The following is a 23859-nucleotide window of genomic DNA, read 5'->3' as shown; positions in this document are numbered from 1 at the left end:
TAAACAGACTCTGACCTCATTTTATCATTTACTCTTTATTTTACGATAATTTTACGGAATAGTCAAAGGTTAAATGGGAGAAAGTTAGTTGATTTGAACTGGGTAACTTCTCACAGTAACTTCCACTTGCCTAACCGAAGTGGAAATTAGTCTAAAACGAACTTTTATTTCTTTGCTACCCAGCCGATGGCATCGCTTGGTGGATTTTCAGTATCAATCCAGATAAATTCAATTCCAATTTCGCCATTTTTAAACTTGGCTAAACGAATGCCGTTGATTTCCAGTTCATTGAGTCGTTGGCCTGTCAAGACTTCACGTTCTTTCAACTGGAAAACACCACGTAAAATCCAATTCCCAAGGATTTCTTGCTTATCAGTTGACTGAATTGCCTTCCCAGCTTCTTGATTTATATAGGCATTAATAACATCACCAGAAGATAAAAAGCGTAGTTTAAAAGTTCTTTCTTCTTTAGATAGAGCTAGTTTTTTAGTGCCAGGTTCAAAAGTTCCAAATCCAGGACCAAAGAAGTCGGGCCTTTCGTCATGGAAGCTCTTAGAGTCAGGTAGCGGAATGTAAACTTCACTAACTGGACGATAGACGAGCTGTTTAATTTCTTTTATGAGTTTTTCATTGCCAGTCTCTTGGACAAAGTTTATCAAATCCTCACGAATCGCCTTCATCTGAGCTTTTTCTTCCTTGCTAGTCCACTTTTTCAAGAGAATTTCTTCTAAAGAAAAAGTCACAAAGGCTAGTTCTTCTGGAGCCAGACTTTCTTTGAATTTTTCCTGAATCTTTAGAATCCGTGGCAGACGATCTTTCTTAGCTAGTTTTGGACCACCATTAAAAGCATTGAAACCAGAGTTTTCTTCCACATTTCCATGTTTATCTGTAATAACCCAAGACACTGTTTCTAAGACATCGGTTTTATCCTTTTCAGCTGTCAGTAAATGAAGGTTTTCAAAGAGAGAAAAAGGATCTTCAATATAATGGACATCCCAAGTATCTACCACAATGTCTTTATTATTAAAAGTCATGTGGAGCTGGCTATCAGCTGCCGTGTACTTGTAGTGGTGTTGCCCATCCGTAAATCGAAAATTGGTTGGATTGTTTTTGGTAGTTGATCCTTCAATGACCAGATTATCAATATCAACTGGCAAATAAGATGTTTCACCGACAAAAATTTTAGGATTTTCTCCCTTTGGTGTTGGCATTAGAACGTGATAAACAGCTTCAACATTGACCGAGTCCGAACTAAATCCCTTGATTTGTGCCTTAGAAGATTCGATTCTCTGATTTCTCAAAGTCGCAATTTTTCGGGCCAACTCTTCATAGCGTTGATAGTTTTTCTTGTCTGCTGTTTCTTTATCTGCTGAAATATCTGCATGAAACTTGATATCACCCAACAATTCCGTCCAAGATTGAGAATCTTTCTTAAACTGAGCGATTTTTTGGTCTCCCGAATTAATTCCAAAAGACTTAATACCCACTAGGTATTTATGATTTTCATCCACAACGACAGAGGCATCATAGGAGGTATTGGCGATATCTTCCCCAACGGCATTAAAGGCTTTTTGAAAAACAGTCTCCTGAAATTTGGAGTTGACAATCGGAGCAACATAATTCTCTGTTTGTCCCTCATCTTCAGATTCTGCCTTTTGAGAGAAAGCTTGGCTCAAGCTAGCGAAGTTGGTAATTAAGGTTTTGTATTTGTCTTTTTGTTCAGACTTTAGATGTTCCCACATAAGCGCCCTCTTTTCTATCTTCAGTATATCAAAAGAAGATTAGTTTTTCACTAACCCTCTTTATATATTCGTTAATTAATACTGTAAAATTCAAGATTTCCTCGTTTTTTAACCAATTTTAAATAATCTTCACCAGACAGAAGGGCTAGACCATCGTCATAAGATTTGATTTTTTCAAGAGCTTGGTCATAGCTATCTACAAAGTCCTTGACATAGGATTGCCCTTCAAATTGTCCATTCATCTTGGTGTAGATAATAGCGAATTTTCCTGAGCGGTTAAGTTGAGATTGCCCTTGGCTGTCATTCAAGGCCTTGGCAACATTTTCCGCGATGCGTTTAATCACGGGGACAACTACACTATTTCCAGCTTGCTTGTACAACTGACCGTTAGAAACACCTTCTGGGATTTTAAAAGATTTAGGATAACCTTGAACATTAAAAGTTTCTTTCGGTGTCAGCTTACGAATCTCACCACTGTCTGTCAAAATTAATGGAACGTTATGTCCACCTGTTCCCATATTGGCTGTCAAAGTAGGGACAACACCATTTTTATTTTCACGGACATATTGACGGCGCCACTGGTAAACCGTATCTTGACTGGTCACTTCAAATTTTAACTGATCGTAAAAATTCTGCTTACCGTCACGGTAGTAGTAGACCTCGTCTAGCTGATCACCAAAGTTAATGACGTCTTGAAGAGAAGTCGTGAGCTTGATTTCCTCTGGGAATTCAAATAAGTCATAAGCTTCCTTGGTATCAAAACCAACGATGTAGATCCGCTCACGGTTTTGAGGGATATTTCCGTAGTCTTTCCCGTTGAGAACCTTCCACTTGATAAAGTAGTTGTTCTCTGTCAAGGCTTCACGAATAACCTTGAAGGTATTGCCATGGTCATGACCGACCATGTTCTTGACGTTTTCGATGAAAATGGCACAAGGTTTACGTCCTTCAATCATGCGAAGCAACTCAAAGAAAAGATCGCCACGATCGTCATCAAATCCCTTGCGATAACCCGCAATACTAAAGGCCTGACAGGGGAAACCTCCCATAATCACATCCACGCGCTCAGCTGGAATATCCTCTGGCTGAACAGCGTGAATATCACGACCATCCAAATAGGTGTCTGGATGGTTTAACTGATAAGTCTGACGCGCATACTTATCAAATTCATTGGCATACACCACTCTGAACTCGTTGGTTTGTTTAAATCCCAACTCAATTCCCCCAACACCTGAGAAGAAGGCTGCGATGTTGTACTTCTCAGAGCGGTTCGAACTTACAGAATTTGTCATGTAGTAACCTGCTTTCTAAAATAAAAGATATATAGCTCTATATAGTTTATAAAAAATATTGTTCTAATTCAAATTTTTCAATTCCTTGCTTAGAAAGTATGTACTCTCTTAAATGATGATTTGCTCTTGGATTATGAAAATCATCAAACTCTATGTTTTGAATTTGGTTATCCTTTTTTAGTGTATTATATAGATTTTTACTTAATCCTAGTTGCGAAATTTGTAACTCTTTTATATCATTTGTTCCAAACATAAACAAATTATACAAATCATCTGAGATAATATTAAATTCTCTTAATGAATTTACTAATAAACCAATTTCAAAATCTACAAATTCATCATCGGTTTGGAGTTTAATAATGGCGATGTTATACATATCATATTCTCTAGTTTTATAGTCATTTAAATCTATATAGACTTTTGCCCTGGAATCATTATAATCATCCGACTGATATGCCTTTTCTCCAAATTGACTACCAACATATTGCATGAAATTTTTATTATGATCCGAAGAAGAACTTAAAATATCTTCCCAATATGATACTAAATTATTTACTCTATCCTTTAGAGAGGAGTAGGAACTTGGAATAAAAACTGAATAATAATTAATTGTAGGTTCAAACCGCAAACGTTTGACGTTGTTATTCGGATAAAAATACCTATAGTCTATAGCTCTATCGGCACCTTCATTAACAAAATTATCAAAAAAGACTTCCTTAACTTTAAGCAAAATTTCTTTGTAGACATTATCAGCATTATGGATAATCTCTGTCTCTTGTATAATTTTCTCTAATTTTATTAAACCTAACTCCGTATAGTTTAATAGTTGCTGAGCTCCAGATCTCGTGAGACGAGAAATAAAACTAGGATTATCAAAATCATTAACTATATTACTTTCTAAAGCTAAAATTTTCTCGGAATTATCTAAATTAGATTTATTTACTACAGAATTCTCTAATAGTGGATTTTTTACAGAATCCTTAATATTACTTCGTAAAGATTCAACTGTTTTCTTTAACTGACCATTTCTATTTTGAGGATAGCTATCAAGTTCCACAAAGTGTACAGGAACTAAGATCTTGTTTAGTTCACCATTATTTGAAAAAATCTCATTCAATCTATTGACTCTACCAACTAAGTTTATTAGTTCATTAGTAGCCGAAAAACCTGAAATAAAGAATAAAGAGTCAATAGGCATATTCATACCAGCGAGAATAACTGAATTGGCAATTAAATGTTTAATTGAAGCATCATCTCTAAAACATTTCAGAAGATAATTCCTTATATTATTTGGTAGTCTACCATGTAGATATAGAATTCCTTTTGATAGAAATTCAATTAGCTTAAATTTAGGATGAACTATATCCTTCAATTCTTCAATTAAATTAGCGAGTGATTGTGGTAATTCATCATACTCAGGTAATTGGTCACATAATTCCTCAGCATAATGTTCTATATAAATAGGCCTGTATAAATAATGTAAATTTTTTTTATAATTTTTACTACAGTTAACAATATATTTTAAATTATTTTCCGTATTAGATAATTTAAAAAAGGAACCCAAATATTGCTCGAAGACAAACTGTTCATTGGCATTACTAACATATCTTATATCTAAAACCTTTAAATTATTGTTAATTTTATATTGCTCTACATGCCCTTCTTCATTTTTTAACAATAAATTATTAACATTTTGAATTAGAGGTGAAAAATAGTATATATTTAGTTCGGGATTTAGTTTCTTGTTGAGTTTAAGCAATCTTGCTAACAACAGGCTTCTATTTGCATGTTTCAAACCGAAATCAAAGTTAAACAGTTCATGCGCTTCGTCGATATAGAGAGAATCGAATATTAAGTGTTGTTCAATTAATCGCAACGCTCTCTCCTGTGTAACAATCGCAAGTACTCGTCGATCCGAATCATTATAATTCTGTTCATGAGTTATAATTTTTCTATTTAATTCTCCTAACTTTTTTGCTTCTCGGAATACTTGGTCAATCAACGCTTTAGTAGGTACTATAATTCCAATATTGTCCAACTCATTGTTTTCTAAAATATGTTGATAAATTATTTCGCTTTTTCCATATGATGTTGGAGCAACAAAAGCAAATTTTTTATTTTCTGAAGCAATGATTTCCTTAGATACTTTGTCCTGTTCAAGCGTGTTTATTTTATCACCGTTTGAGAATTGAGCAAGTTTTAAATCCGAAAGAAAATAATTCAATATTCCTTCATCTACCAAACCACTTCTTAAAAGTTTTCGTGCAATTGGATAATAACCAAAATTAACTGAAAAATCATATAGAGCTCTGTAGTCATTGATTTTAAAACATGTTCTAACAATAATTGAATACGCAAATTCTATATAATAACTTCTGGATCTATTTTTTTCAAATTCTTCAATAAATAACAATGATATTGCGAATAAATATTCTGCGTCTCGATTAGTTAATTTTTCTTTTATAAACAATAATTCTAAGATAATATTTACAATCTCTTCTCTTTTAGAGAGTGTTGTCAATGTACTTTTCCCATCGCTACTCATCAATGATTTCCTCTAAGTATTCCAAAAAAATTTCAATAGTTTGTAAATTAATTGCGATAATTATCTCATCTTTTGATTTATGATTTTTTATAAAATTATTTAAGGTGGAAACTTCAAAATTAATTTCATTAATATGATGATTCCCTCTCTTATCTGGTATAATCGTCGATCCTATAATAACGTTATTATCCTCAATTTTAAAATAATCTCCGTTAGTATAATTCGTTGATAATTCCGCAACTCTTTTAACTAAACTATTCGGTGATTGAGCGATTTTTGTATGATTATATGCATTCCGCCACGGATTATTGATTTTTTCATTTTCACCAGATAATTGTTTCTCCAATCCTTTGTATGCTCTATATACTGTATTTCTATGACTATTATTATGTCCTATCTGACTAGATTTACTCTCTAACAACCAGAATTTTTCACCCTCAAGTACAAGACCGTCAAACCCTTTTTTAGCAGAATTTTCCTCTAAATTTCTAAAACAATATTCTTGAGAAAAACCTTTTGTTCTCAATAAACATATGACAACTAATTCCGCTATTGCTCCATTTCTTTTGTTAATGTCAATTCTTCCAAGATAATTTAGCAATTCTCTTGCTTCTTCCTTCAAAGATAATGAACTTTCACGACCCGAAATAATCGTTAACAAATTCTCTTTAATAAAAGTTTTATCCGTTTCAGATAACTGTTCAATAGCTAGTCTTAAGTAACGGTAATGCTTCTCACTACGTTCAAACTCAATATCTGATATAGACAATTTAATAACCTACTTTAACACTTTATTTTCCATTATACCAAAAAACACGGCTCATCACCGTGTTTCTATGTTTATTTAACCAACTTCTTCATCTCATCAATACGCGCTACGGTCGCGTCGTACTTAGCTTGATAGTCGGCTTGTTTGTCGCGTTCTTTTTGGACGACTTCTGGTTTGGCGTTGGCTACGAAGCGTTCGTTAGAGAGTTTCTTGCCGACCATATCCAGTTCTTTTTGCCATTTAGCCAGTTCCTTGTCGAGACGAGCGAGTTCTTCTTCGACATTGAGGAGGTCTGCGAGAGGCAAGTAGATTTCTGCTCCTGTGATGACGCTTGACATAGCCAGTTCAGGCGCAGGGATGGTTGAGGCGATTTCCAAGTGTTCTGGATTTGTGAAGCGTTTGATATAGTTGACATTGCTGTTAAAGAAGGCTTCCAAGTCACTATCGCTAGTCTTAACAAGGATGGTGATTGGTTTGCTTGGTGCTACGTTCACTTCCGCACGCGCATTACGAATAGCACGAATCAAGTCTTTGAGGCTTTCGACACCTGTGTGGGCCGCAAGGTCCTCAAAGGCTGGGTTAACAGTTGGGTATTCTGCTGTCACGATAGAACCTTCTGAGATTTGTCCAAAGATTTCCTCTGTCACGAATGGCATGATTGGGTGAAGGAGACGAAGGATCTTGTCCAGAGTGTAAAGGAGAACAGAACGTGTGATGACTTTCTCTTCTTCGTTGTCGCTATAAAGGACTTCCTTAGTCAATTCAACGTACCAGTCCGCAAATTCATCCCAGATGAAGTTGTAGAGGATGTGTCCAGCCACACCAAACTCAAACTTGTCAAAGTTTTCAGTAACTTTACCGATAGTTTCATTGAGGTTGTGGAGAATCCAGCGGTCTGTGACATTTCCAGCTTCCTTGTTGACCACTTTTTCGACATTGGCAGTTGCTTGCTCAAGGGTCAAACCTTCATTATTCATGAGGATATAACGAGAGATGTTCCAGATTTTGTTAATAAAGTTCCATGAAGCATCCATTTTCTCATAAGAGAAACGCACGTCTTGCCCTGGTGCAGAACCGTTTGAAAGGAACCAACGAAGGCTATCTGTTCCGTACTTATCAATAACATCCATTGGATCAATCCCGTTACCGAGAGATTTCGACATCTTGCGTCCTTGCTCATCACGAATGAGACCATGAATCAAGGCATTTTTAAATGGCGACTTGCCAGTAAATTCCAAACCTTGGAAAATCATTCGAGATACCCAGAACGGGATAATATCATAACCAGTCACCAAAGTTGATGTTGGATAATAACGTTTGAAGTCTTCTGAGTCGACATCCGGCCAGCCCATGGTAGAGAATGGCCAAAGAGCCGAACTGAACCACGTATCCAAGACATCTTCGTCCTGAGTCCAACCGTCACCTTCTGGAGCTTCTTCGCCGACATATATTTCACCCTCAGCATTGTACCAAGCAGGGATTTGGTGACCCCACCAGAGCTGACGAGAGATTACCCAGTCGTGAACATTTTCCATCCATTGAAGGAAGGTATCGTTGAAACGTGGAGGGTAGAATTCGACCTTGTCATCTGTGTCTTGGTTAGCAATAGCATTTTTGGCCAATTGGTCCATCTTGACGAACCATTGAGTAGACAAGCGTGGCTCAACCACGACACCTGTACGTTCTGAGTGGCCAACACTGTGAACAAGTTTTTCGATTTTAACGAGGGCACCGATTTCTTCCAACTTGGCAACAACTGCCTTACGAGCTTCAAAACGATCCATACCTGCAAATTCGAAGGCCAAATCATTCATAGTTCCGTCGTCGTTCATGACGTTGACTTGTGGCAAGTTATGACGTTGACCAACCAAGAAGTCGTTTGGATCGTGGGCAGGTGTGATTTTCACGACACCAGTACCGAACTCAGGATCAGCGTGCTCGTCCCCAACGATTGGAATCAATTTATTAGCGATTGGAAGGATGACATTTTTACCAATCAAGTCCTTGTAGCGTGGGTCTTCTGGATTGACCGCTACCGCAACGTCCCCAAACATGGTCTCAGGACGAGTAGTCGCAACTTCAAGGGCGCGTGAGCCATCTTCTAGCATGTAGTTCATGTGGTAGAAGGCACCTTCAACGTCCTTGTGGATCACCTCGATATCAGAAAGGGCTGTACGAGCTGCTGGGTCCCAGTTGATGATAAACTCACCACGGTAGATCCAGCCTTTCTTGTAAAGGTCTACAAAGACCTTGCGAACGGTTTTTGACAAACCTTCATCAAGAGTGAAACGCTCGCGAGAGTAGTCTACAGAGAGCCCCATCTTGCCCCATTGTTCCTTGATGGTAGTGGCATATTCGTCTTTCCATTCCCAAACTTTCGTCAAGAAAGATTCACGACCGAGGTCGTAACGAGTAATGCCCTCACCACGTAAGCGCTCCTCAACCTTAGCCTGAGTCGCAATACCAGCGTGGTCCATACCTGGAAGCCAAAGGGTGTCAAAACCTTGCATACGTTTTTGACGGATGATGATATCTTGCAAAGTTGTATCCCAAGCGTGACCAAGGTGAAGTTTCCCAGTTACGTTTGGTGGCGGAATGACGATTGAATAAGGCTTAGCCTTTTGGTCGCTTGAAGGCTTGAAAACATCCGCATCAAGCCATTTTTGGTAACGACCAGCCTCAACCTCGGCTGGATTGTATTTAGGTGAAAGTTCTTTAGACATGTGTTTGTCCTTTCTCTATTTTGTTCATTTTATTTTGAATTTGCTTAGCAGCTTCTTTTGCAGTCAAACTCGTATTATTTATTTTAAAGTAATGGTGCAACTCATTCGGTTGATGTTGAGAATTTAATCGAAGTGTTTCAGCGGTCTCTAAAATTTCTCTTTCAGATACCTCAATATGTCGTTTTAAGAGTTTGTGCTTTAATCGATTCTCCGTTCGATTTCGACGTAAACGCTCTTCAAGACTTGTTTCCAACTCAACAAACAGAATCTCTTGATGAAAGTTATCCAATAAATCCTGAATTTGCTTTAAATACATCAGCTGGTACTGATTTGAAAAATCAATTACGTCAGTTAAAATTACTGATCGCTGATTTCTTGCACTTGCTCCAAGGAAAGAAAAGGTCATTCCACGAACAAATTCCCACATTTCCTCTGTAAAGTCCTGATAGATTTCTAATGCAAAATCGATGGCTTGATGGTTATAAAAGAGGGTAGCATCTGTCAGTCGAGATAACTCTTGACCAATCGTCATTTTCCCAGAAGCCGGAGCCCCAATGATGAAAAGATGCATCAAATCACCTCCCACTCACTCCTCAGCAAGCCATATGTCAGGCTGTCACAGCGATTTCCTTGAACATCTTTACGGTCTCGGATACGAGCTTCGAGGGTAAAGCCAAGCTTTTCCGCGACTCGTTGACTTTGGATATTATAACCAAAACAAGTCAGTTCAATCTTGTGAAGACCCAAATCTTTAAAGCCTAAGTCAATCAAGGCAAACGCTGCTTCTGGTACATAACCTCGTCCCCAATAGTCTGGGTGCAAGGTGTAGCCAATCTCCAGTACATCGTCTTCGTGCCGATGGTTGAAATCAACAGAGCCGATGACTTTATCGGTTCCTTTGACGACAATTCCGTAGCCAGCTGGGAGATTTTCCTTTTGATTGCGTTCGGGAAGGATATGCTCCAGATAATAAACCTCATCTTCCAAGGTCTTGACTGGAGGAAAGCCTGCTGGATAGGCGACCTCTGGGAGACTAGCGTAGGTATGGATATCCTCAGCATCTGCCACTGTACGAACTCGTAGGACGAGTCGTTCGGTTTCTAATTGTTCTGGTAATTCAGCTCTTGACATCCTTCTTCCTCGCTTTCTTTATGAAGCTCCCCATAGGGTCAACACGGTTATCTAAATAGCGATAAACGCGCTGGTGACCGTCCCCCATAAAGTAAGTCGGTGAAAAACGGTCATTTTTAAAATGCCCTTTCTCATCCAAGAGATCTGGATCAGCAAGTCGCTCGATAATCTTGGCAAAGATATGACAGATTCCATCTTCCTCGATAATTCTATCAACTTGACATTCTAACACGACTGGACAAACCCCTAAAATCGGTGCCTGAGTCCGTTCAGAAATCTCGTAGTCTAGCCCCAGGTGTTTCAATTTCTCTCGATGACTGATAAAACCAGCCTGCTCCATCTCGAGCATGAGATTTTCATCAGGAATATTCACAGTAAACTTCTGGTAATGCTTGATTTGCTCAGCCGCATTTTCCTCAGCTCCGACACCAATGACTAGCCAATCTCCCAAGCTATAAGAGGAGCTACAGGTCGTAATATTGTGTCCAAAATTCTGATCCTGATATCCCAAAATGAAGATAGGAAAGCCATAGTAGAGTTTACTTGTTTTAAAAGATTGCTTCATAACAACCTCCTTTAACTAAGACGCAAAAGAAAAGCCCTGCCATCTACATGACAGGGACGAATGTATTTATCCGCGGTACCACCCAATTTCGGGCAGTTGCCCGCAACTCTCGTCTTTAAAACAAAAAGACACTTTTATTTCAATTTTTCATCCATTAGCAACTAGTTTTGACACATTTGTGGACTTCTCAGCACCGCCACTTTCTGTAAAATGCGGGATTCAAAACACCTCTAATGGCTCTATTGTAGCAAGATTTTTTCGGAAATGCAAGGAACAAGAAAAATTACTTGAACTTGATGCCATTTTCCTTCAATTTCTTGATTGTAGCTGGGCCGATTCCTTTCAAGGCAAGGAGTTCTTTTTCAGTCCAGTTTTTGAAATCTGAAGCAGACTTGATTCCTTCATCATAGAAAGTTTTGGCACGATCAAGTGGAAGTCCACCCAAGTTTGCTGCAAAATCTTCTACAGAATTGGCTACTTTTTGAGCTTGTTCTTTAGTAGCTTCTACTGCTTGTTCAACCTTTTTAGAAACAGCCTTACCAGCTTGGCTTGCTGACTGTTCTGCACGTTTTACGACTTTTTTTGTCTCTTCTACAACCTTAGTCACAGTACTTGAAAAGGCACCTGCGCGACGGAGGCTATTTCGTAATTGTTTTTTACGATTGAGTTTCTTTGACATGATAAAATCCTTTCAATAAAAAACCCCTGCTCTGACAAGGATTTAATATAAATATTCTATCAAGATTTTAGTAAAAAATCAAGAATCTTTCTCGTTTAATAATTTCGCTCACCGAATAAGCCTTCTGGCAAATCATGAAATCCCTTGCCTGATTTGAAGTTTTCAAACTTACCAAGTAAGAACTGATAAGCATCCAAGCGACTTTCGTAGCGAATCATAGCATCTTTGGCACGCTCGTCTTGGTCTTCTTCGTAGACTTTTTGGCTTTCCTTATGTGCCATGTCGTTGATCATAATCTGGGTATTGACCCAGGCTTCAAATTCCTTCATAAATTCTTGTTCGTAACTCATTTTTTCTCCTTATTCTAATCCACGGAAATAGTCCCTATCAATCTCACGGTAGGGCTGGATATCCTGAACGTATTCCAGCACACCTTGGAATTCTCCATCTTCATCGTGCACTGCTGCGTAGGTGATGTGGACAAACTTACCTCGCGACTCGGACTTAAACCACATTTCATACTTATTCTTGGTCCCCTCACGAAGTCCCTTCATGATAGTCTTGACCTTGTCCAAGTACTTAGGCGGATGGCAAAGTTCAACATTACGCCCGACTTGGGACGGTGTCCGTTTGAAAATCATCTCATCAGCTGGCGCATTGTCATTGTAATACTGGAAAATATCGTCTTTATTGACAAAGGTAATCTCCATGGGGAGGTGATTGAGGATGAGATTAGCCTGCTCGACTGAAAGATAGCCATTCCCAAAAGCCTGTTGACTATGACGGTCCAGCACTGCTTCCTTTTCCTTAGGGGTAAAGGTAATGGTAAACTGTCCTTCTGGCGTATCGATAACTTGCTGAACTTGCCCCTCTGCGCTCTTTTCCTCGACGAAACTCTGTCTTTCTGGCACCCATTTCTCAGACGGACGGATGATGGCATAACCATAGGCATCGCTCTCCTCTGCAATCTGAAGCCAGTCATCCTGAGTAAAGGACTCAAGGAGAATCATAAGGAGGATGGACTCTTCCTTGAAAATCATACTTTCAAACTCTGTCGTAAAGGCTTCAAAATCTTCTTTTACAGTGGAAATCGGCACTTCAGGTAGTGACTTGGCCGTCGCTAAAGCTGTTTGAAATAGTTCCCTGATCTGATCGTCCACTCCCCACATAACTTTGGGAGGTGAATCGTGACCATAGCGCTCCATGATGGGGAAGAAGAGCTCTTCCTTGCGCTGGTAGTGGATATCAAATTGCCCCAACAGCCCCATTTGACGGACCAAGCCCTTGCGCATCTCCGCCAGCATTTCTTCATCTTCCATAGACTCATAGGTACCTACCAATCTCCGAATGCGAATCAAGGCAGCACGGAGGGCCAGATTTTCATCCTTGAAAACGCGAACTGGGTGACCTGGGTGCTCGGTATCTGCAACTTCGACACCCTTAACAGCATTTTTAAACAGATTGGCATGGACATCACAAAGTTCCATAACATCTTCAAAGGTGACACCTGAGTCTGAGTTCATCAGCTCGTGCTCCATAAGGGAAATCTCGATGGCTGAAACACCTGTAAAGGTCGCATCAAAGCGCTCCTGAACCGACTCAGGAGAGGCGCCATTATGCAATTCTAACAAAATATCCCGCAGGACATGAATCCGTTCATCTGCCATTAGTCTAACCCAATCACTTCGTAGCCGTTTGCTTCCAGCGTGCGGACAATCTTGTCCATAGGGGTTCCTTCCAGCTTAGAACCCTGTTTGAGCGATACTTTACGACCAACTGTATTGCGCATCAAGGGATTGGCAAGGGGTTTAAATCCCAGCTCAACTAGAATTTCCAAGACTTCTGGATGCTTGTCCACCACTTCTGCAACGGGAATTGACACATCGATGATATTGTCCATGACGACCTCCATTGAATGTTCTAAAATGATTTTACTGCTTTTATTATACCACAAGGAAAGAGATTAAAAAACTAGCAGTAGAGTTCCTGCTAGTTCTCTGCGACTTGGATAACCATCTAAATAAGTTTAAAGAGCCAATCCAATATCTTAAATAATAGCTTGTAAAACAGCAATTGGACTGCAAAAGAGATGATCATCCAAAAGAATTTCAAAATCCCAATAATCGGTTTAATAAAAATAATGGCAAGAAGTCCCCAGAAAAATTTCATTCTCTCTCCTCTGGCTTGATGAGCCACCGAGCCGTATCCATTAACTTGTCTGCAATAAAGAGTTTTCCCAGACCGACAACGACATGGTCATCTTTCTTTATCGTTTTCATCACTTTTACACCTTGCACGGTCAAAAAGTAATTACCATAAGTTTTAGCTAGAGTTTTTATGAGTCCCACATTACTCTCCTTCGATGATTTCAGCCTCTTTTCGGATTGTTTCAACATCTTCTTGATATTGAACTTCACTATAGTTGACTAGCTTGGATAATTCTTTCTGCAAGCTTTCCCCCATTGGTTTCATAGTTGCAAAGGTTAAACCACCTGAAATGATACCACCCAAGATAGGAATGAATTTCCCCATTCCTTTGGCCAGCCCTCCCTTGGTCAGATTCACACCAAATATTTTTAAGACTTTTTTCAAAATAGGGTACCAAAGCGTCTTTGTTAACGCTTTATTAGGTACTGTTTTCATTACCTGTTTGGCAATTGTTATACCACCAGCACGTAGCAAGGCAGCGGTTCCATTTACCCCCAACATTACACCTAGATAAAGCAAGAGGGTATTTTGAGCATCTTCACTCAACTCATCGCGTGAAGCCCAAAGATCCTCATATCCATAAATATAACCTAATTCTTGAGCCAATTTCAGAGAGAAACCATAAAATTGAGCCACATCAGCTGGAATGGTAATTGCCATAGCAATCCCTCCAGGTAATCCTGCCAAAACAGAGGTTCCACTCGCCAATAAAACATTATCCCTAATGCAGGCATTAGCCACTCGATCTAAGATTTCTTGAGATAAGAGAGACGTTGGGCCTTGTTCTAATAAAGTAGGAATGTCCTGTGGATCCAATTCTTTGGAAAACTTATCCACTAAAAATTTCGAACGATCAACCTTAACAACAGGTAGTTTCACCACTTGTTGCAATACTTGCATAGCTAAGTCTTGTTCAGCCATATAAATACCTCTTTCTCTTGTATCTTTATTTCATAATATCACACTATCTAAATTTTATAAAGCTTTTTAATAATTTTTAAGTCTAGAAAGATTTCCCAGTATGTTTTATAGCCATTTCTCCACCAAAAAAGAGGGTTACCCCTCCTTCTTAGTTCTTATCCAGATTGCGTAGCATCTCGTCAATCTTGTTTCCATACTCGATGGACTCGTCTTTGACGAAGGTCAAATCTGGGATTTTGTACAATTTCAAATTGCGACCAAGTTCACGTTTGATGGTACCAGTTGCTTTTTCAAGCCCGATTTGAGCTTTTTGATTATCTGAAGCAAGGTTACTCAAAATGGTGTAGTAAACCTTGGCAACAGACAAGTCACCCAGCATCTGAACATCTGTGATGGTCACACCTTGGACACGCGGATCACGGACTTTCTTTTGCAAAATCTCATTGACTTCACGCTTGATTTCCATGCCCACACGATCCGTACGGAAATGATTTGCCATGATATTCCTTTCTCTACTTTGAACCAAAAGCTAGGCCAGCAGACCTAGCTATTTTTAAACTTATTGATTTTCATTTCAAATTGGAACGAAGTTCAATTTGAAATCATCTGCTTCTTTCGCCGTGGTGAAAGTGATGGAACTGATTTATCAGTCCCATCACAGGGGATTTTTGAGACCCTAGGCTCAAAAATAAGCAATGAAACCATCGGTTTGCTTGCGTCCCTCACCACCTAAGAAAGGAGCAAAAAATCTTATCTCTTAATTTCTTCCATGACATACGCCTCAATCACATCATCCATCTTGATATCATTGTAGCCATCAATCATCAATCCACCTTCACGACCGTTTGTAACTTCTTTCACGTCGTCTTTGTAGTGTTTCAAGCTTGCGAGTTCACCGTCATAGATAACAACACCGTCACGGATAACACGAACTTTAGAGTCACGGGTAACCTTACCGTTGATAACCATGAATCCACCGATAGTTCCCACTTTAGACACCTTGAAGGTTTCACGGATAACTGCTTCACCGATAACTTTTTCTTCAAATTCTGGATCAAGCATCCCCTTCATGGCTTCTTCCATCTCTTCGATGACCTTATAGATAATGCTGTGGAGACGGATTTCCACATCGTCAGCTTCTGCTTGTTGACGAGCTTGTGGTGTAGGGCGTACGTTGAAACCAACGATAAAGGCATTTGAAGCTTCCGCAAGGGTCACGTCTGATTCGTTGATGGCACCAACCGCTGAGTGGACGATGGTCACTTTGACACCTTCCACATCAATCTTTTGAAGTGAGGCAGAAAGGGCTTCAACAGAACCTTGTACATCGGCCTTGATGATAACGTTAACTGATTTGAGTTCACCAGCTTTAAGGGTATCAAAGAGGTTTTCAAGGCTGACACGTTGAGTAGCTTGACGTTGTTTCATAAGGGCACGTTTGGCACGCTCTTCACCTGCTGCACGCGCAGATTTTTCATCTTCGTAGACAGCAAAGTGGTCACCCGCCATTGGCGCTTCGTTCAAACCTGTGATAGAAACTGGTGTTGATGGTCCAGCCACTTTAACACGACGACCAAGGTCATTGGTCATGGCACGGACACGACCGAAGGTATTTCCGACAACGATTGGGTCTTGGACATTCAATGTACCTTGTTGAACAAGAAGGGTTGCGACCGCACCTTTTCCTTTATCCAAGCGAGCTTCGATAACCGTACCGATCGCACGAACTGTTGGGTCTGCTTTGAGTTCTTGGATTTCAGCCACAAGAAGGACTGTTTCCAACAATTCTTCGATGTTTTGGTTGAATTTAGCTGAGATTTCAACAAATTCAGAATCTCCACCCCAAGCAGTTGACATAACACCATGCTCTGCCAATTCACCGATAACGCGTTCTGGGTTGGCACCCGGTTTATCAATCTTGTTGATGGCAACGATGATTGGAACGTTGGCCGCTTTTGAGTGGTTAATGGCTTCGATAGTCTGAGGCATAACCCCGTCATCTGCCGCTACGACCAAGATAGTAATATCGGTAACAGAAGCACCACGCGCACGCATAGATGTAAAGGCCGCGTGTCCCGGTGTATCAAGGAAGGTAATCTTCTTGCCATTTTCCACGATTTGGTAGGCACCGATATGCTGAGTGATACCACCTGCTTCACCTGTCGCAACGCGAGAGTTACGAAGGGTATCCAAAAGAGTTGTTTTACCATGGTCAACGTGTCCCATGATGGTTACAACTGGTGGACGCTCAACCAATTCATCTTCATTGAGATAACCATCTTCGACAAAGAAACGTTCGATGTCGGCATTATCCACTTCAACTTTTTGTTTGGCTTCGATACCATAATCCACCATGAGGAGTTCAATTGTTTCCCCATCCAAGGATTGGTTTTGTGTGGCCATGACACCCATCATAAAGAGTTTCTTAACGATTTCAGCTGGTTCACGTTTGATACGTTTTGCGATTTCCGCAACGGTCATACCATCTGTATATTCAAATTCTGTTGGCAATTCATGGAATTTGCGCTCCGTAACAGGTTTTGGAGTCTGATTACGGTTGTTCTTGTTATTGCCTTTTTTGTTCTTTTTGTTGTTATTCCAGTTACTATTCTTTTGATTTCTCACTTGATTTTGACTACTTCGATTCTTTTGTTGTTTTCTAGGACCATCTTCTTCGTGATCATAATCGTCACGATTTTTGTCTGGTCGAGCTTGTTTTTTACGACGTGTATCCACTGCAGCTTCTTTTTTCTCAGGGACGACTTCAACCACTGCTTGAACTTGTTGTTCTTGTTGCGCTTGTTCAGCTAACTTAGCCACTTCTTCAAAGATTTCCTCTGGCTCCTTGCGTTTGTTAGCTTGGGCCAAGGCTTCTTTGGCAGCCTGAGTCTGTTTGAAACGTTCCTCACTTGAACGGGCATATTCTGCATTTTGTTCTGCTTTTAAGGCTGCTGCACGGGCTTTAAAGTCAATACGTGGAGCCGCTTGATTTGGACGTTTGTCCTCTTGTTGACGGCGCTCGTTTCCACGATTTTGCTGACCTTGCTGTTTCTTAGCTTGGTCATTAAAACGGCGATTGTCGCGGTTTCCTTGACCTTGTTTTCCACCATTACGGCCGTCGTTTTTCTGACGGTTCCCGTTTTGTTGCTGGTCACGGTTATTGCCCTTATTTTGCTTGCGTCGTTCTGCCTGCTCTTTAGCACGAGCTTCACGCTCAGCCTTAAAATTACGGCTTTGCGGTTTAGCTGCTACTTTTTCTGTTTTAGGAGCGACTGGCTCAGCCGGTTTTGCCTCTTCCTTAGCCACAGCTGGTTTAGCTGGCCCAGATTTTTCGGCTTTCTTTTCTGCACTTGCTTTTGGTGCTGCAGGTTTTGCTTCTTCTTTCGGAGCAGCTACAGTCTTAAAGCTGGCAGCGATTTTTGCAGCGACAGCTTCTTCCACACTTGATGAGTGGCTTTTCACATCCAAGCCCAACTCTTTTGCACGCGCTACAACTTCTTTACTTTCTTTTCCAAGTTCTTTTGCGATTTCGTACAATCTTTTCTTAGACAAATCATGTCCTCCTCTTCTATTCCATAAGAGACCTCATTTTCTTTGTAAATCCAGCATCTGTTACAGCCAAAACCTTTCTCGATTTTCCGACTGCTATGCTTAATTCCAGTGTTGAAAACACGGTTACAATTTCTACTTGATAATAATGACTTTTATCTTGAATCTTCTTGGTCAGATTGGGGCCAGCATCATGGGCTAGAAAGACCAACTTGGCCTTGCCGTCTTGAATGGCCTTGACCACCAATTCTTCACCCGATATAATCCGCCCTGCTCTCTGAGCAAGTCCCAAGAGATTGCTTAACTTTTGCTTATTCAAGTCCTAACTCTCTTCTTTTCACTTTGTGATCCACATAAGCGACCAACTCGTCATAAAAGCTTTCATCCACTTCCATGCTAAAGCTACGGTTAAAGACCTTCTTCTTTTTCGCCTCTAGGGCTTCTTTATTGTCTAGCTTGATATAAGCGCCGCGGCCATTGGCCTTGCCTGTTGGATCGATAAAGACTTGTCCTTCCTTGTTCTTGACAATACGGAGCAAATCACGCTTATCAATCACTTCATTGGACACAACAGACTTGCGCAAAGGGATTTTTCTTGTTTTCATCTTTCCCTCCTCTAGCAGCTTTTATTCTTCTACAGTATCGTTTTCTGCTTCCAACTCTACTGAAGCAGCTTCTTCCATGGCTTCAAATTCACTAGCAGACTTGATATCAATACGGTAACCAGTCAAGTGAGCTGCCAAGCGAACGTTTTGCCCACGACGACCGATAGCAAGAGAAAGCTTGTTATCAGGAACAACCACCAAGGCACGTTTGCTGTCGTTTTCATCAAAGATAACTTGGTCAACTTCAGCAGGAGCGATAGCGTTGTAGATAAATTCAGCTGGATCAGCTACCCATTCGATAACGTCGATGTTTTCTTCGATTGGCACCATACGGTCGCTCTTGGCATCGTAGCGAGCTGGGTGGAATTTGCTAGTAATCTTCTTGATATTCGCTCCACCACGTCCAACGATTGTACCAATAGCGTCCACGTTTGGATTATGACTGCGAACGGCAACCTTAGTACGGTCACCAGCTTCACGAGCCACGCTCATGATTTCAACAGTTCCATCATAAACTTCTGGAATTTCTTGCTCCATCAAGCGTTTGATCATTTCTGGATGGCTACGGCTAACAAAGACGTTGACACCGCGAGGGTTGTCTTCAACCTTGTAGACATAAACTTCGATACGATCATGAGAAGCAAAAACTTCTCCAGGGATTTGGTCTTGTTTTGACAATTGGGCTTCAATGCTGCCAAGGTTGACATAAATGAAGCGGTTGTCAAAGCGTTCTACTGTACCAGACATGATTTCTTGCTCATGTTCTTTGTAAGTATTGTAAGTAATGGCACGTGTTTGCTTGCGCATTTTTTCCATAATGGTTTGTTTAGCAGATTGGGCTGCTACACGACCAAACTCAGCAGGTGCTTCTTCAAACTTGATTTTGTCTCCAAGTTCATAGGCTGAATTAATGGCAAGAGCATCTTTCAAGCTGATTTCCAAACGGCTATCAAATACTTCATCAACCACTTCACGGACAGTATAAACTGTAAAGTCACCTGTTTTTTCGTTGAAGTCAATAGCCACGCTATCAGATTGACCATAGCGTCTGCGATAAGCGGAACGAAGCGACTCTACTACTGCGTCGATGATATCTTCTTTTTTGATTCCCTTGTCTTCTTCCAAAATGCGGAAGGCCTCTAGCATTTCTTTACTCATGTTTTCTTCACTTTTGAATCCTCAAAAGCTATCCTTTCTTTTTCTATAATTTTACTGCTAAACGTGCTTTTGATACTAAACTGTATGGAATTTGGACAGTTTTCTTACGTGTCTTGTCCATATATTCCATGGTCAACTCGTCCTCTTCGAAGGCCACCAAGGTTCCTTCAAAGACCTTTTGCTTATCGATGGCTTGGTAGAGCCCGACATGGATGTATTTCCCAACCGCTCCAGCGACAGCATCCTTGGTTTTCAAAGGACGTTCCAAGCCTGGACTGGTGATTTCTAGGAAATATTGTTCTGGGAAGGGATCTGGCTTGATGGTGTCTAGGACAGGACTGATAATTTCTGTCAAGTCTGCCGTGTCGTTCAAGGTAATTCCTTCAGGTTTATCTACAAAAATACTGAGAATCATGTCACTGCCAATCTTTCCATACTCGATATCCACAAGTTCGAAAGGTGCTTCTATGACAGGTTCTACAACTTCTCTGACTAATTCTACAATTGTTGCGATTGCGTCCACCTCCTCATAAGCAAGAGGCGAAGATATTTCCCCGCCTCACTTTCTCATATTCTTACTCTTAGTATAGCACGTTTGCCAACTTATGTAAAGCAAAAGCACTTATATAGCCTGATTTCAGGCTATTTCTTAAAATTCTGCCTCAACTCGGTAGATAACTTGCCCCTTGTTGGAGAATTTTTGCTCGTATTCTGTCATGACATTGCCTTCAAAATCACTGGCATGTAAGTCTAGCCAGACACCATTGAGTTTCATGCCATACTGAGAAAAGCTCACTAGGCTGTACTCAAACAAGCCACAGTTATCTGTCTTGAAATGAATTTCTCCATTTTCAGGCAAGATACGCTTGAAGGTATCCAAGAAGGTCTTGTAGGTCAAACGACGCTTTTCATGGCGTTTTTTAGGCCAAGGATCTGAAAAGTTCAGATACAAACGATCAATCTCACCGTCTTCAAAGTAGTCAGTCAAGTCAGAACCATCTACCCACAAAAGCTTGATGTTAGGCACTCCAACTTCAAGCACCTTGTCCAAAGCATAGCTCAAAACAGACTTTTGAATATCAATCCCGATATAGTTGATGTTAGGGTTTTGTTTAGCCATACCTGAAACAAAGGCACCCTTTCCACTTCCTACTTCCACATGAATAGGATTATCATTTCCAAACAAGTCCCGCCATTTTCCCTTTGCTTCCAAGGGATTGAGGACCACATACTGGGGATTTGCCTCTAGTAATTCTGTCGCCCCTTTACGATTTCTAACTCTCATCTTCTCTTTCCATACTTGTCTCGGAAGTGACGCAAGCCATGGATCTCCCGATTGACATTTTCTAAATCTTGGTTCATATAATACTTGGAAATCTGGCTCAAATAAGACAATTGACCGTACCAATACAATTTATTTAATACCGTTTGATTGTACTTGTAACCGTAGTAGGTCAACCATTCCTTCCACTGATGTTCTGGAATATAATGGCAGAGCATATGGGCCACATCAAACATGCGATCGGTCAAGCGAACCGAATCCCAATCTACCAAATAAATCAAGCCACTATCTGTCTCAATCCAATTACTATGTCGTACATCTCCATGGACAATGGTCGCATGGTCCTCTCTAAATCCTGGAATAGTCTGACGTAAATCAGCCATCACTTCACTGATAAAATGATTTTTACGCAAAGCATCTGGAGCCGTTTCTTGCCAAGACTGGAGTAAATCTACAGGTGTTTCCATGGCATAGCCCAAACGACTCAACTGTGTCATCAAAGGACGTGAGCGATGAAGACGGGTTAAAATATTGACGATTTGTTTACGATTCATATCATAGGGGGTCAATATCTTGCCTGTCAACCATTCTTGAGCACACATATCACGCCCATCTGCCAAACGGCGACTCCATAATAATTGTGGAGCAATTTGTTCTCTAGCTAGACCAGGTAGGATTGGAGAGGTGTTCATTTTTACAAAGATACGCTTCCCATCAGGATAGCTACCCATATAAGCCTTGCCACTTTTCCCAGGTATGGGAGTCAGTGTTAGCTCATTATCACCCAAATCCATTTCTTTCCTCCGTATAAAGTTTCCTTACTATTCTACTAGTTTTTGGCCTATTCGTCAACCGCTCCACACCCGATTCTCAAAGAAAAGCCTCTGGATTGACTTGGGTATCATTGTAGAAAGAAAAGGCAAGCTCTTTCTTCTGCTTACCTTTTCATAATTTTTATAAATAATATAAGAGTGGCAAACTGTTGTAAAACATGTGGACTAGAGTAGAAACCCATAAGTTTTGGCTCTTTTTATAAGCAAAGCCCAGCAACAAGCCCCCAAGTATATAAAAAATAAACGAAAGGACATTAGAAGGTCCATGCATGAAAGAAAAGAGAGAGGAAGTTAGCACAAGCCCTAACCAAGAATTGTCAAAAACCGCACCTTGAAGAAGTCCTCTGAAAATGAGTTCCTCCTGGATTGGTCCAAAAACTGAGGTAGTCAAAATCAAAGACAGAGAAATTCCTCTGCTGAGTTCCGCCAAGTGTTGAACCCCTGAGCCAGAAGAAACAGCGAAGAAATGAATATAAACCAGCGTCTCAAGTACACTTAGAAGAAAGATTGCAGTGAAAAGCAAAAGTTGTTTCCTGCTTAACATCCCAAAAGAAATCATTTCAAACTTTCTAGCATAAACAACACTCAGCGAGGTTACTAGAAGACTTACAATAATCAATTCAGATTCATTTTGAAAAAAATCCCCATGGTTAATCGTATAAGGAACTGTAATAACGATTATTAGTACTAAAAATCCAAAGCATAAGGCATGAAATTTATCAAAAAACTCCATAAAACTATCCTCCTCAACAAACAAACTTCCCTACAAGTCATCCTTTAACTCTAGTCTTTCCAAAACAAACCATTTTATACTCTTCGAAAACCTCTTCAAACCACGCCAACGTCGCCTTGCCGTAGATATGGTTACCGACTTCGTCAGTTCTATCCACAACCTCAAAACACTGTTTTGAGCAACCTGCGGCTAGTTTCCTAGTTTGCTCTTTGATTTTCATTAAATATAAGTTAAAAGTGGTAAACTGTTGTAAAACATATGGACTAGAGTAGAAACCCACAAATTCTGGCTCTTTTTATAAGCAAAGCCCAGCAACAAGCCTCCAAGTAGATAATAGAAAAACGAAGGGACATCATAAGGAACATGCATGAAAGAAAAGAGAGAGGAAGTCAACACAAGTCCTAACCAAGAATTGTCAAAAAATGCACCTTGAAGAAGTCCTCTGAACATGAGTTCCTCCTGAATTGGTCCCAAAATTGTGACACTGACAATAAAGGAAAACGAAAGTCCCTTACTCGTTTCCTCAAGGTGTTGAGCCGAAGCACCAGAAGCAACTGAGAAAAAGGCATGATAACCTATATTTACCAGCACAGTGAGAAGAAAGATTCCAATGAACAGCATGAGTTGTTTCTTGCTTAACATCCCAAAAGAAATCATGTCAAACCATTTCGCATAGCCAAAACTAAGGAAAAGCAAGAGACTCTTTATAATAATGAATGTGTACTGGTGTTGAAAATAATCTCCTTGATTAATGGAATAACCCGCTGCACCAACGATTGCAAAGACTAAAAATCCCAAAAACAAGGTATGACATTTATTGAAAATGGCCATAAAACTATCCTCCTCAACAAACTCCCCTACAACTCATCCTTTAACTCTAGCCTTTCCAAAACAAACCATTTGAGTAACCAAAATCCGACCACATAGCCAGCTCCTAAGAAGATAGCCATTAAAGATAGCATGGGATTTAGGAAATAAAAGGCCACAACAGATACAAAGGTTAGCACAAAAACATTAAAGGCAATAGTGTCAGAAGCCAAGACTAGAATATAGGGCGTCAACCAATCTAAGGTTTTTGAATCTAGGAAAAATAAGTGTTTATACATGATGACCTCCTCTATGGC

At 40.2% G+C, this 23859-nt stretch carries 25 protein-coding genes; all 25 read right to left on the bottom strand.

Annotated features, from left to right (window positions below; genetic code table 11):
• Window positions 1-164: 164 nt before the first annotated feature.
• Complete coding sequence (locus O3650_RS06430) at window positions 165-1742, bottom strand: hypothetical protein (protein WP_371491813.1); 1578 nt, start codon at window positions 1740-1742, stop codon at window positions 165-167.
• 71 nt (window positions 1743-1813) lie between these two features.
• Complete coding sequence (locus O3650_RS06425) at window positions 1814-3034, bottom strand: DNA cytosine methyltransferase (protein WP_371491812.1); 1221 nt, start codon at window positions 3032-3034, stop codon at window positions 1814-1816.
• A 46-nt stretch (window positions 3035-3080) separates the two neighbouring features.
• A complete protein-coding gene (locus O3650_RS06420; protein ID WP_153192898.1) occupies window positions 3081-5579 on the bottom strand; it encodes a DEAD/DEAH box helicase in 2499 nt (832 codons plus the stop codon).
• A complete protein-coding gene (locus O3650_RS06415; RefSeq protein ID WP_053794866.1) occupies window positions 5572-6348 on the bottom strand; it encodes a hypothetical protein in 777 nt (258 codons plus the stop codon). The genes O3650_RS06420 and O3650_RS06415 overlap by 8 nt, the downstream gene beginning before the upstream one ends.
• Window positions 6349-6419: 71 nt before the next feature.
• On the bottom strand, window positions 6420-9071 hold the full coding sequence (locus tag O3650_RS06410) for a valine--tRNA ligase (RefSeq protein ID WP_371491811.1): 2652 nt from the start codon (window positions 9069-9071) through the stop codon (window positions 6420-6422).
• A complete protein-coding gene (locus O3650_RS06405; RefSeq protein ID WP_031227762.1) occupies window positions 9064-9642 on the bottom strand; it encodes an AAA family ATPase in 579 nt (192 codons plus the stop codon). Before O3650_RS06405 ends, O3650_RS06410 begins: the two co-directional genes overlap by 8 nt.
• On the bottom strand, window positions 9642-10202 hold the full coding sequence (locus tag O3650_RS06400) for a GNAT family N-acetyltransferase (RefSeq protein ID WP_203175845.1): 561 nt from the start codon (window positions 10200-10202) through the stop codon (window positions 9642-9644). Before O3650_RS06400 ends, O3650_RS06405 begins: the two co-directional genes overlap by 1 nt.
• Window positions 10189-10767, bottom strand: coding sequence for a flavin reductase family protein (locus O3650_RS06395; RefSeq protein ID WP_203175843.1), 579 nt, complete (start codon window positions 10765-10767; stop codon window positions 10189-10191). The genes O3650_RS06400 and O3650_RS06395 overlap by 14 nt, the downstream gene beginning before the upstream one ends.
• Before the next feature lie 283 nt (window positions 10768-11050).
• Window positions 11051-11446, bottom strand: coding sequence for a helix-hairpin-helix domain-containing protein (locus O3650_RS06390; protein WP_000038635.1), 396 nt, complete (start codon window positions 11444-11446; stop codon window positions 11051-11053).
• Between the two features lie 95 nt (window positions 11447-11541).
• On the bottom strand, window positions 11542-11796 hold the full coding sequence (locus O3650_RS06385) for a DUF1912 family protein (RefSeq protein WP_049540673.1): 255 nt from the start codon (window positions 11794-11796) through the stop codon (window positions 11542-11544).
• Between the two features lie 9 nt (window positions 11797-11805).
• Window positions 11806-13113: a DUF438 domain-containing protein gene (locus tag O3650_RS06380; RefSeq protein ID WP_203175840.1), complete on the bottom strand. Its 1308-nt coding sequence runs from the start codon at window positions 13111-13113 to the stop codon at window positions 11806-11808.
• Complete coding sequence (locus tag O3650_RS06375; RefSeq protein ID WP_000368739.1) at window positions 13113-13346, bottom strand: DUF1858 domain-containing protein; 234 nt, start codon at window positions 13344-13346, stop codon at window positions 13113-13115. Before O3650_RS06375 ends, O3650_RS06380 begins: the two co-directional genes overlap by 1 nt.
• Window positions 13347-13611: 265 nt before the next feature.
• Window positions 13612-13794, bottom strand: a complete 183-nt coding sequence (locus O3650_RS06370) for a hypothetical protein (protein ID WP_203175838.1) — start codon at window positions 13792-13794, stop codon at window positions 13612-13614.
• Between the two features lies 1 nt (window position 13795).
• Window positions 13796-14575 (bottom strand): hypothetical protein, encoded by a 780-nt coding sequence (locus O3650_RS06365; RefSeq protein WP_203175836.1) that lies wholly within the window; start codon window positions 14573-14575, stop codon window positions 13796-13798.
• A 148-nt stretch (window positions 14576-14723) separates the two neighbouring features.
• Window positions 14724-15074, bottom strand: a complete 351-nt coding sequence (rbfA, locus tag O3650_RS06360; RefSeq protein WP_001273601.1) for a 30S ribosome-binding factor RbfA — start codon at window positions 15072-15074, stop codon at window positions 14724-14726.
• A 251-nt stretch (window positions 15075-15325) separates the two neighbouring features.
• Window positions 15326-18127: a translation initiation factor IF-2 gene (gene infB / locus O3650_RS06355; RefSeq protein ID WP_203175827.1), complete on the bottom strand. Its 2802-nt coding sequence runs from the start codon at window positions 18125-18127 to the stop codon at window positions 15326-15328.
• A 16-nt stretch (window positions 18128-18143) separates the two neighbouring features.
• Entirely contained in the window at window positions 18144-18443 is a 300-nt protein-coding gene (locus O3650_RS06350; protein ID WP_049531429.1) for a YlxQ-related RNA-binding protein, read from the bottom strand.
• On the bottom strand, window positions 18436-18729 hold the full coding sequence (gene rnpM, locus O3650_RS06345; RefSeq protein ID WP_049531428.1) for an RNase P modulator RnpM: 294 nt from the start codon (window positions 18727-18729) through the stop codon (window positions 18436-18438). Before rnpM ends, O3650_RS06350 begins: the two co-directional genes overlap by 8 nt.
• A 21-nt stretch (window positions 18730-18750) precedes the next feature.
• Entirely contained in the window at window positions 18751-19887 is a 1137-nt protein-coding gene (gene nusA, locus O3650_RS06340; RefSeq protein ID WP_049531427.1) for a transcription termination factor NusA, read from the bottom strand.
• A gap of 43 nt (window positions 19888-19930) precedes the next feature.
• The gene (gene rimP, locus O3650_RS06335) at window positions 19931-20410 is read right to left on the bottom strand and encodes a ribosome maturation factor RimP (RefSeq protein ID WP_049515952.1); all 480 of its coding nucleotides are present in this window, start codon (window positions 20408-20410) and stop codon (window positions 19931-19933) included.
• 126 nt (window positions 20411-20536) lie between these two features.
• Window positions 20537-21172 (bottom strand): tRNA (guanosine(46)-N7)-methyltransferase TrmB, encoded by a 636-nt coding sequence (gene trmB / locus O3650_RS06330; protein WP_203175825.1) that lies wholly within the window; start codon window positions 21170-21172, stop codon window positions 20537-20539.
• Window positions 21169-21963 carry a cell cycle regulator CcrZ gene (gene ccrZ / locus O3650_RS06325; RefSeq protein ID WP_000362999.1) on the bottom strand — a complete coding sequence of 265 codons (795 nt, stop codon included), beginning with the start codon at window positions 21961-21963 and terminating at the stop codon, window positions 21169-21171. The genes trmB and ccrZ overlap by 4 nt, the downstream gene beginning before the upstream one ends.
• Before the next feature lie 160 nt (window positions 21964-22123).
• Entirely contained in the window at window positions 22124-22735 is a 612-nt protein-coding gene (locus O3650_RS06320) for a CPBP family intramembrane glutamic endopeptidase (RefSeq protein ID WP_203175824.1), read from the bottom strand.
• Between the two features lie 219 nt (window positions 22736-22954).
• Window positions 22955-23566, bottom strand: coding sequence for a lysostaphin resistance A-like protein (locus O3650_RS06315; protein ID WP_371491810.1), 612 nt, complete (start codon window positions 23564-23566; stop codon window positions 22955-22957).
• 26 nt (window positions 23567-23592) lie between these two features.
• The gene (blpZ, locus tag O3650_RS06310; protein ID WP_153192875.1) at window positions 23593-23841 is read right to left on the bottom strand and encodes an immunity protein BlpZ; all 249 of its coding nucleotides are present in this window, start codon (window positions 23839-23841) and stop codon (window positions 23593-23595) included.
• Between the last annotated feature and the right edge of the window lie 18 nt (window positions 23842-23859).

This window comes from Streptococcus sp. 20925_1_24 (assembly GCF_041432335.1).
GTDB lineage: Bacteria > Bacillota > Bacilli > Lactobacillales > Streptococcaceae > Streptococcus > Streptococcus mitis_BM.
Note: the sequence above shows the minus strand (reverse complement) of the source record. Positions and strands in the feature narration are given on the sequence as shown.

Excerpts from the sequence above, each read along its gene's own strand:
- O3650_RS06430 (WP_371491813.1), bottom strand. The coding sequence starts at position 1,742 with ATGTGGGAACATCTAAAGTCTGAACAAAAAGACAAATACAAAACCTTA.
- O3650_RS06425 (WP_371491812.1), bottom strand. The coding sequence starts at position 3,034 with ATGACAAATTCTGTAAGTTCGAACCGCTCTGAGAAGTACAACATCGCA.
- O3650_RS06420 (WP_153192898.1), bottom strand. The coding sequence starts at position 5,579 with ATGAGTAGCGATGGGAAAAGTACATTGACAACACTCTCTAAAAGAGAA.
- O3650_RS06410 (WP_371491811.1), bottom strand. The coding sequence starts at position 9,071 with ATGTCTAAAGAACTTTCACCTAAATACAATCCAGCCGAGGTTGAGGCT.
- O3650_RS06405 (WP_031227762.1), bottom strand. The coding sequence starts at position 9,642 with ATGCATCTTTTCATCATTGGGGCTCCGGCTTCTGGGAAAATGACGATT.
- O3650_RS06400 (WP_203175845.1), bottom strand. The coding sequence starts at position 10,202 with ATGTCAAGAGCTGAATTACCAGAACAATTAGAAACCGAACGACTCGTC.
- O3650_RS06395 (WP_203175843.1), bottom strand. The coding sequence starts at position 10,767 with ATGAAGCAATCTTTTAAAACAAGTAAACTCTACTATGGCTTTCCTATC.
- O3650_RS06390 (WP_000038635.1), bottom strand. The coding sequence starts at position 11,446 with ATGTCAAAGAAACTCAATCGTAAAAAACAATTACGAAATAGCCTCCGT.
- O3650_RS06385 (WP_049540673.1), bottom strand. The coding sequence starts at position 11,796 with ATGAGTTACGAACAAGAATTTATGAAGGAATTTGAAGCCTGGGTCAAT.
- O3650_RS06380 (WP_203175840.1), bottom strand. The coding sequence starts at position 13,113 with ATGGCAGATGAACGGATTCATGTCCTGCGGGATATTTTGTTAGAATTG.
- O3650_RS06375 (WP_000368739.1), bottom strand. The coding sequence starts at position 13,346 with ATGGACAATATCATCGATGTGTCAATTCCCGTTGCAGAAGTGGTGGAC.
- O3650_RS06365 (WP_203175836.1), bottom strand. The coding sequence starts at position 14,575 with ATGGCTGAACAAGACTTAGCTATGCAAGTATTGCAACAAGTGGTGAAA.
- rbfA (WP_001273601.1), bottom strand. The coding sequence starts at position 15,074 with ATGGCAAATCATTTCCGTACGGATCGTGTGGGCATGGAAATCAAGCGT.
- rnpM (WP_049531428.1), bottom strand. The coding sequence starts at position 18,729 with ATGAAAACAAGAAAAATCCCTTTGCGCAAGTCTGTTGTGTCCAATGAA.
- nusA (WP_049531427.1), bottom strand. The coding sequence starts at position 19,887 with ATGAGTAAAGAAATGCTAGAGGCCTTCCGCATTTTGGAAGAAGACAAG.
- trmB (WP_203175825.1), bottom strand. The coding sequence starts at position 21,172 with ATGAGAGTTAGAAATCGTAAAGGGGCGACAGAATTACTAGAGGCAAAT.
- ccrZ (WP_000362999.1), bottom strand. The coding sequence starts at position 21,963 with ATGGATTTGGGTGATAATGAGCTAACACTGACTCCCATACCTGGGAAA.
- O3650_RS06320 (WP_203175824.1), bottom strand. The coding sequence starts at position 22,735 with ATGGAGTTTTTTGATAAATTTCATGCCTTATGCTTTGGATTTTTAGTA.
- O3650_RS06315 (WP_371491810.1), bottom strand. The coding sequence starts at position 23,566 with ATGGCCATTTTCAATAAATGTCATACCTTGTTTTTGGGATTTTTAGTC.
- blpZ (WP_153192875.1), bottom strand. The coding sequence starts at position 23,841 with ATGTATAAACACTTATTTTTCCTAGATTCAAAAACCTTAGATTGGTTG.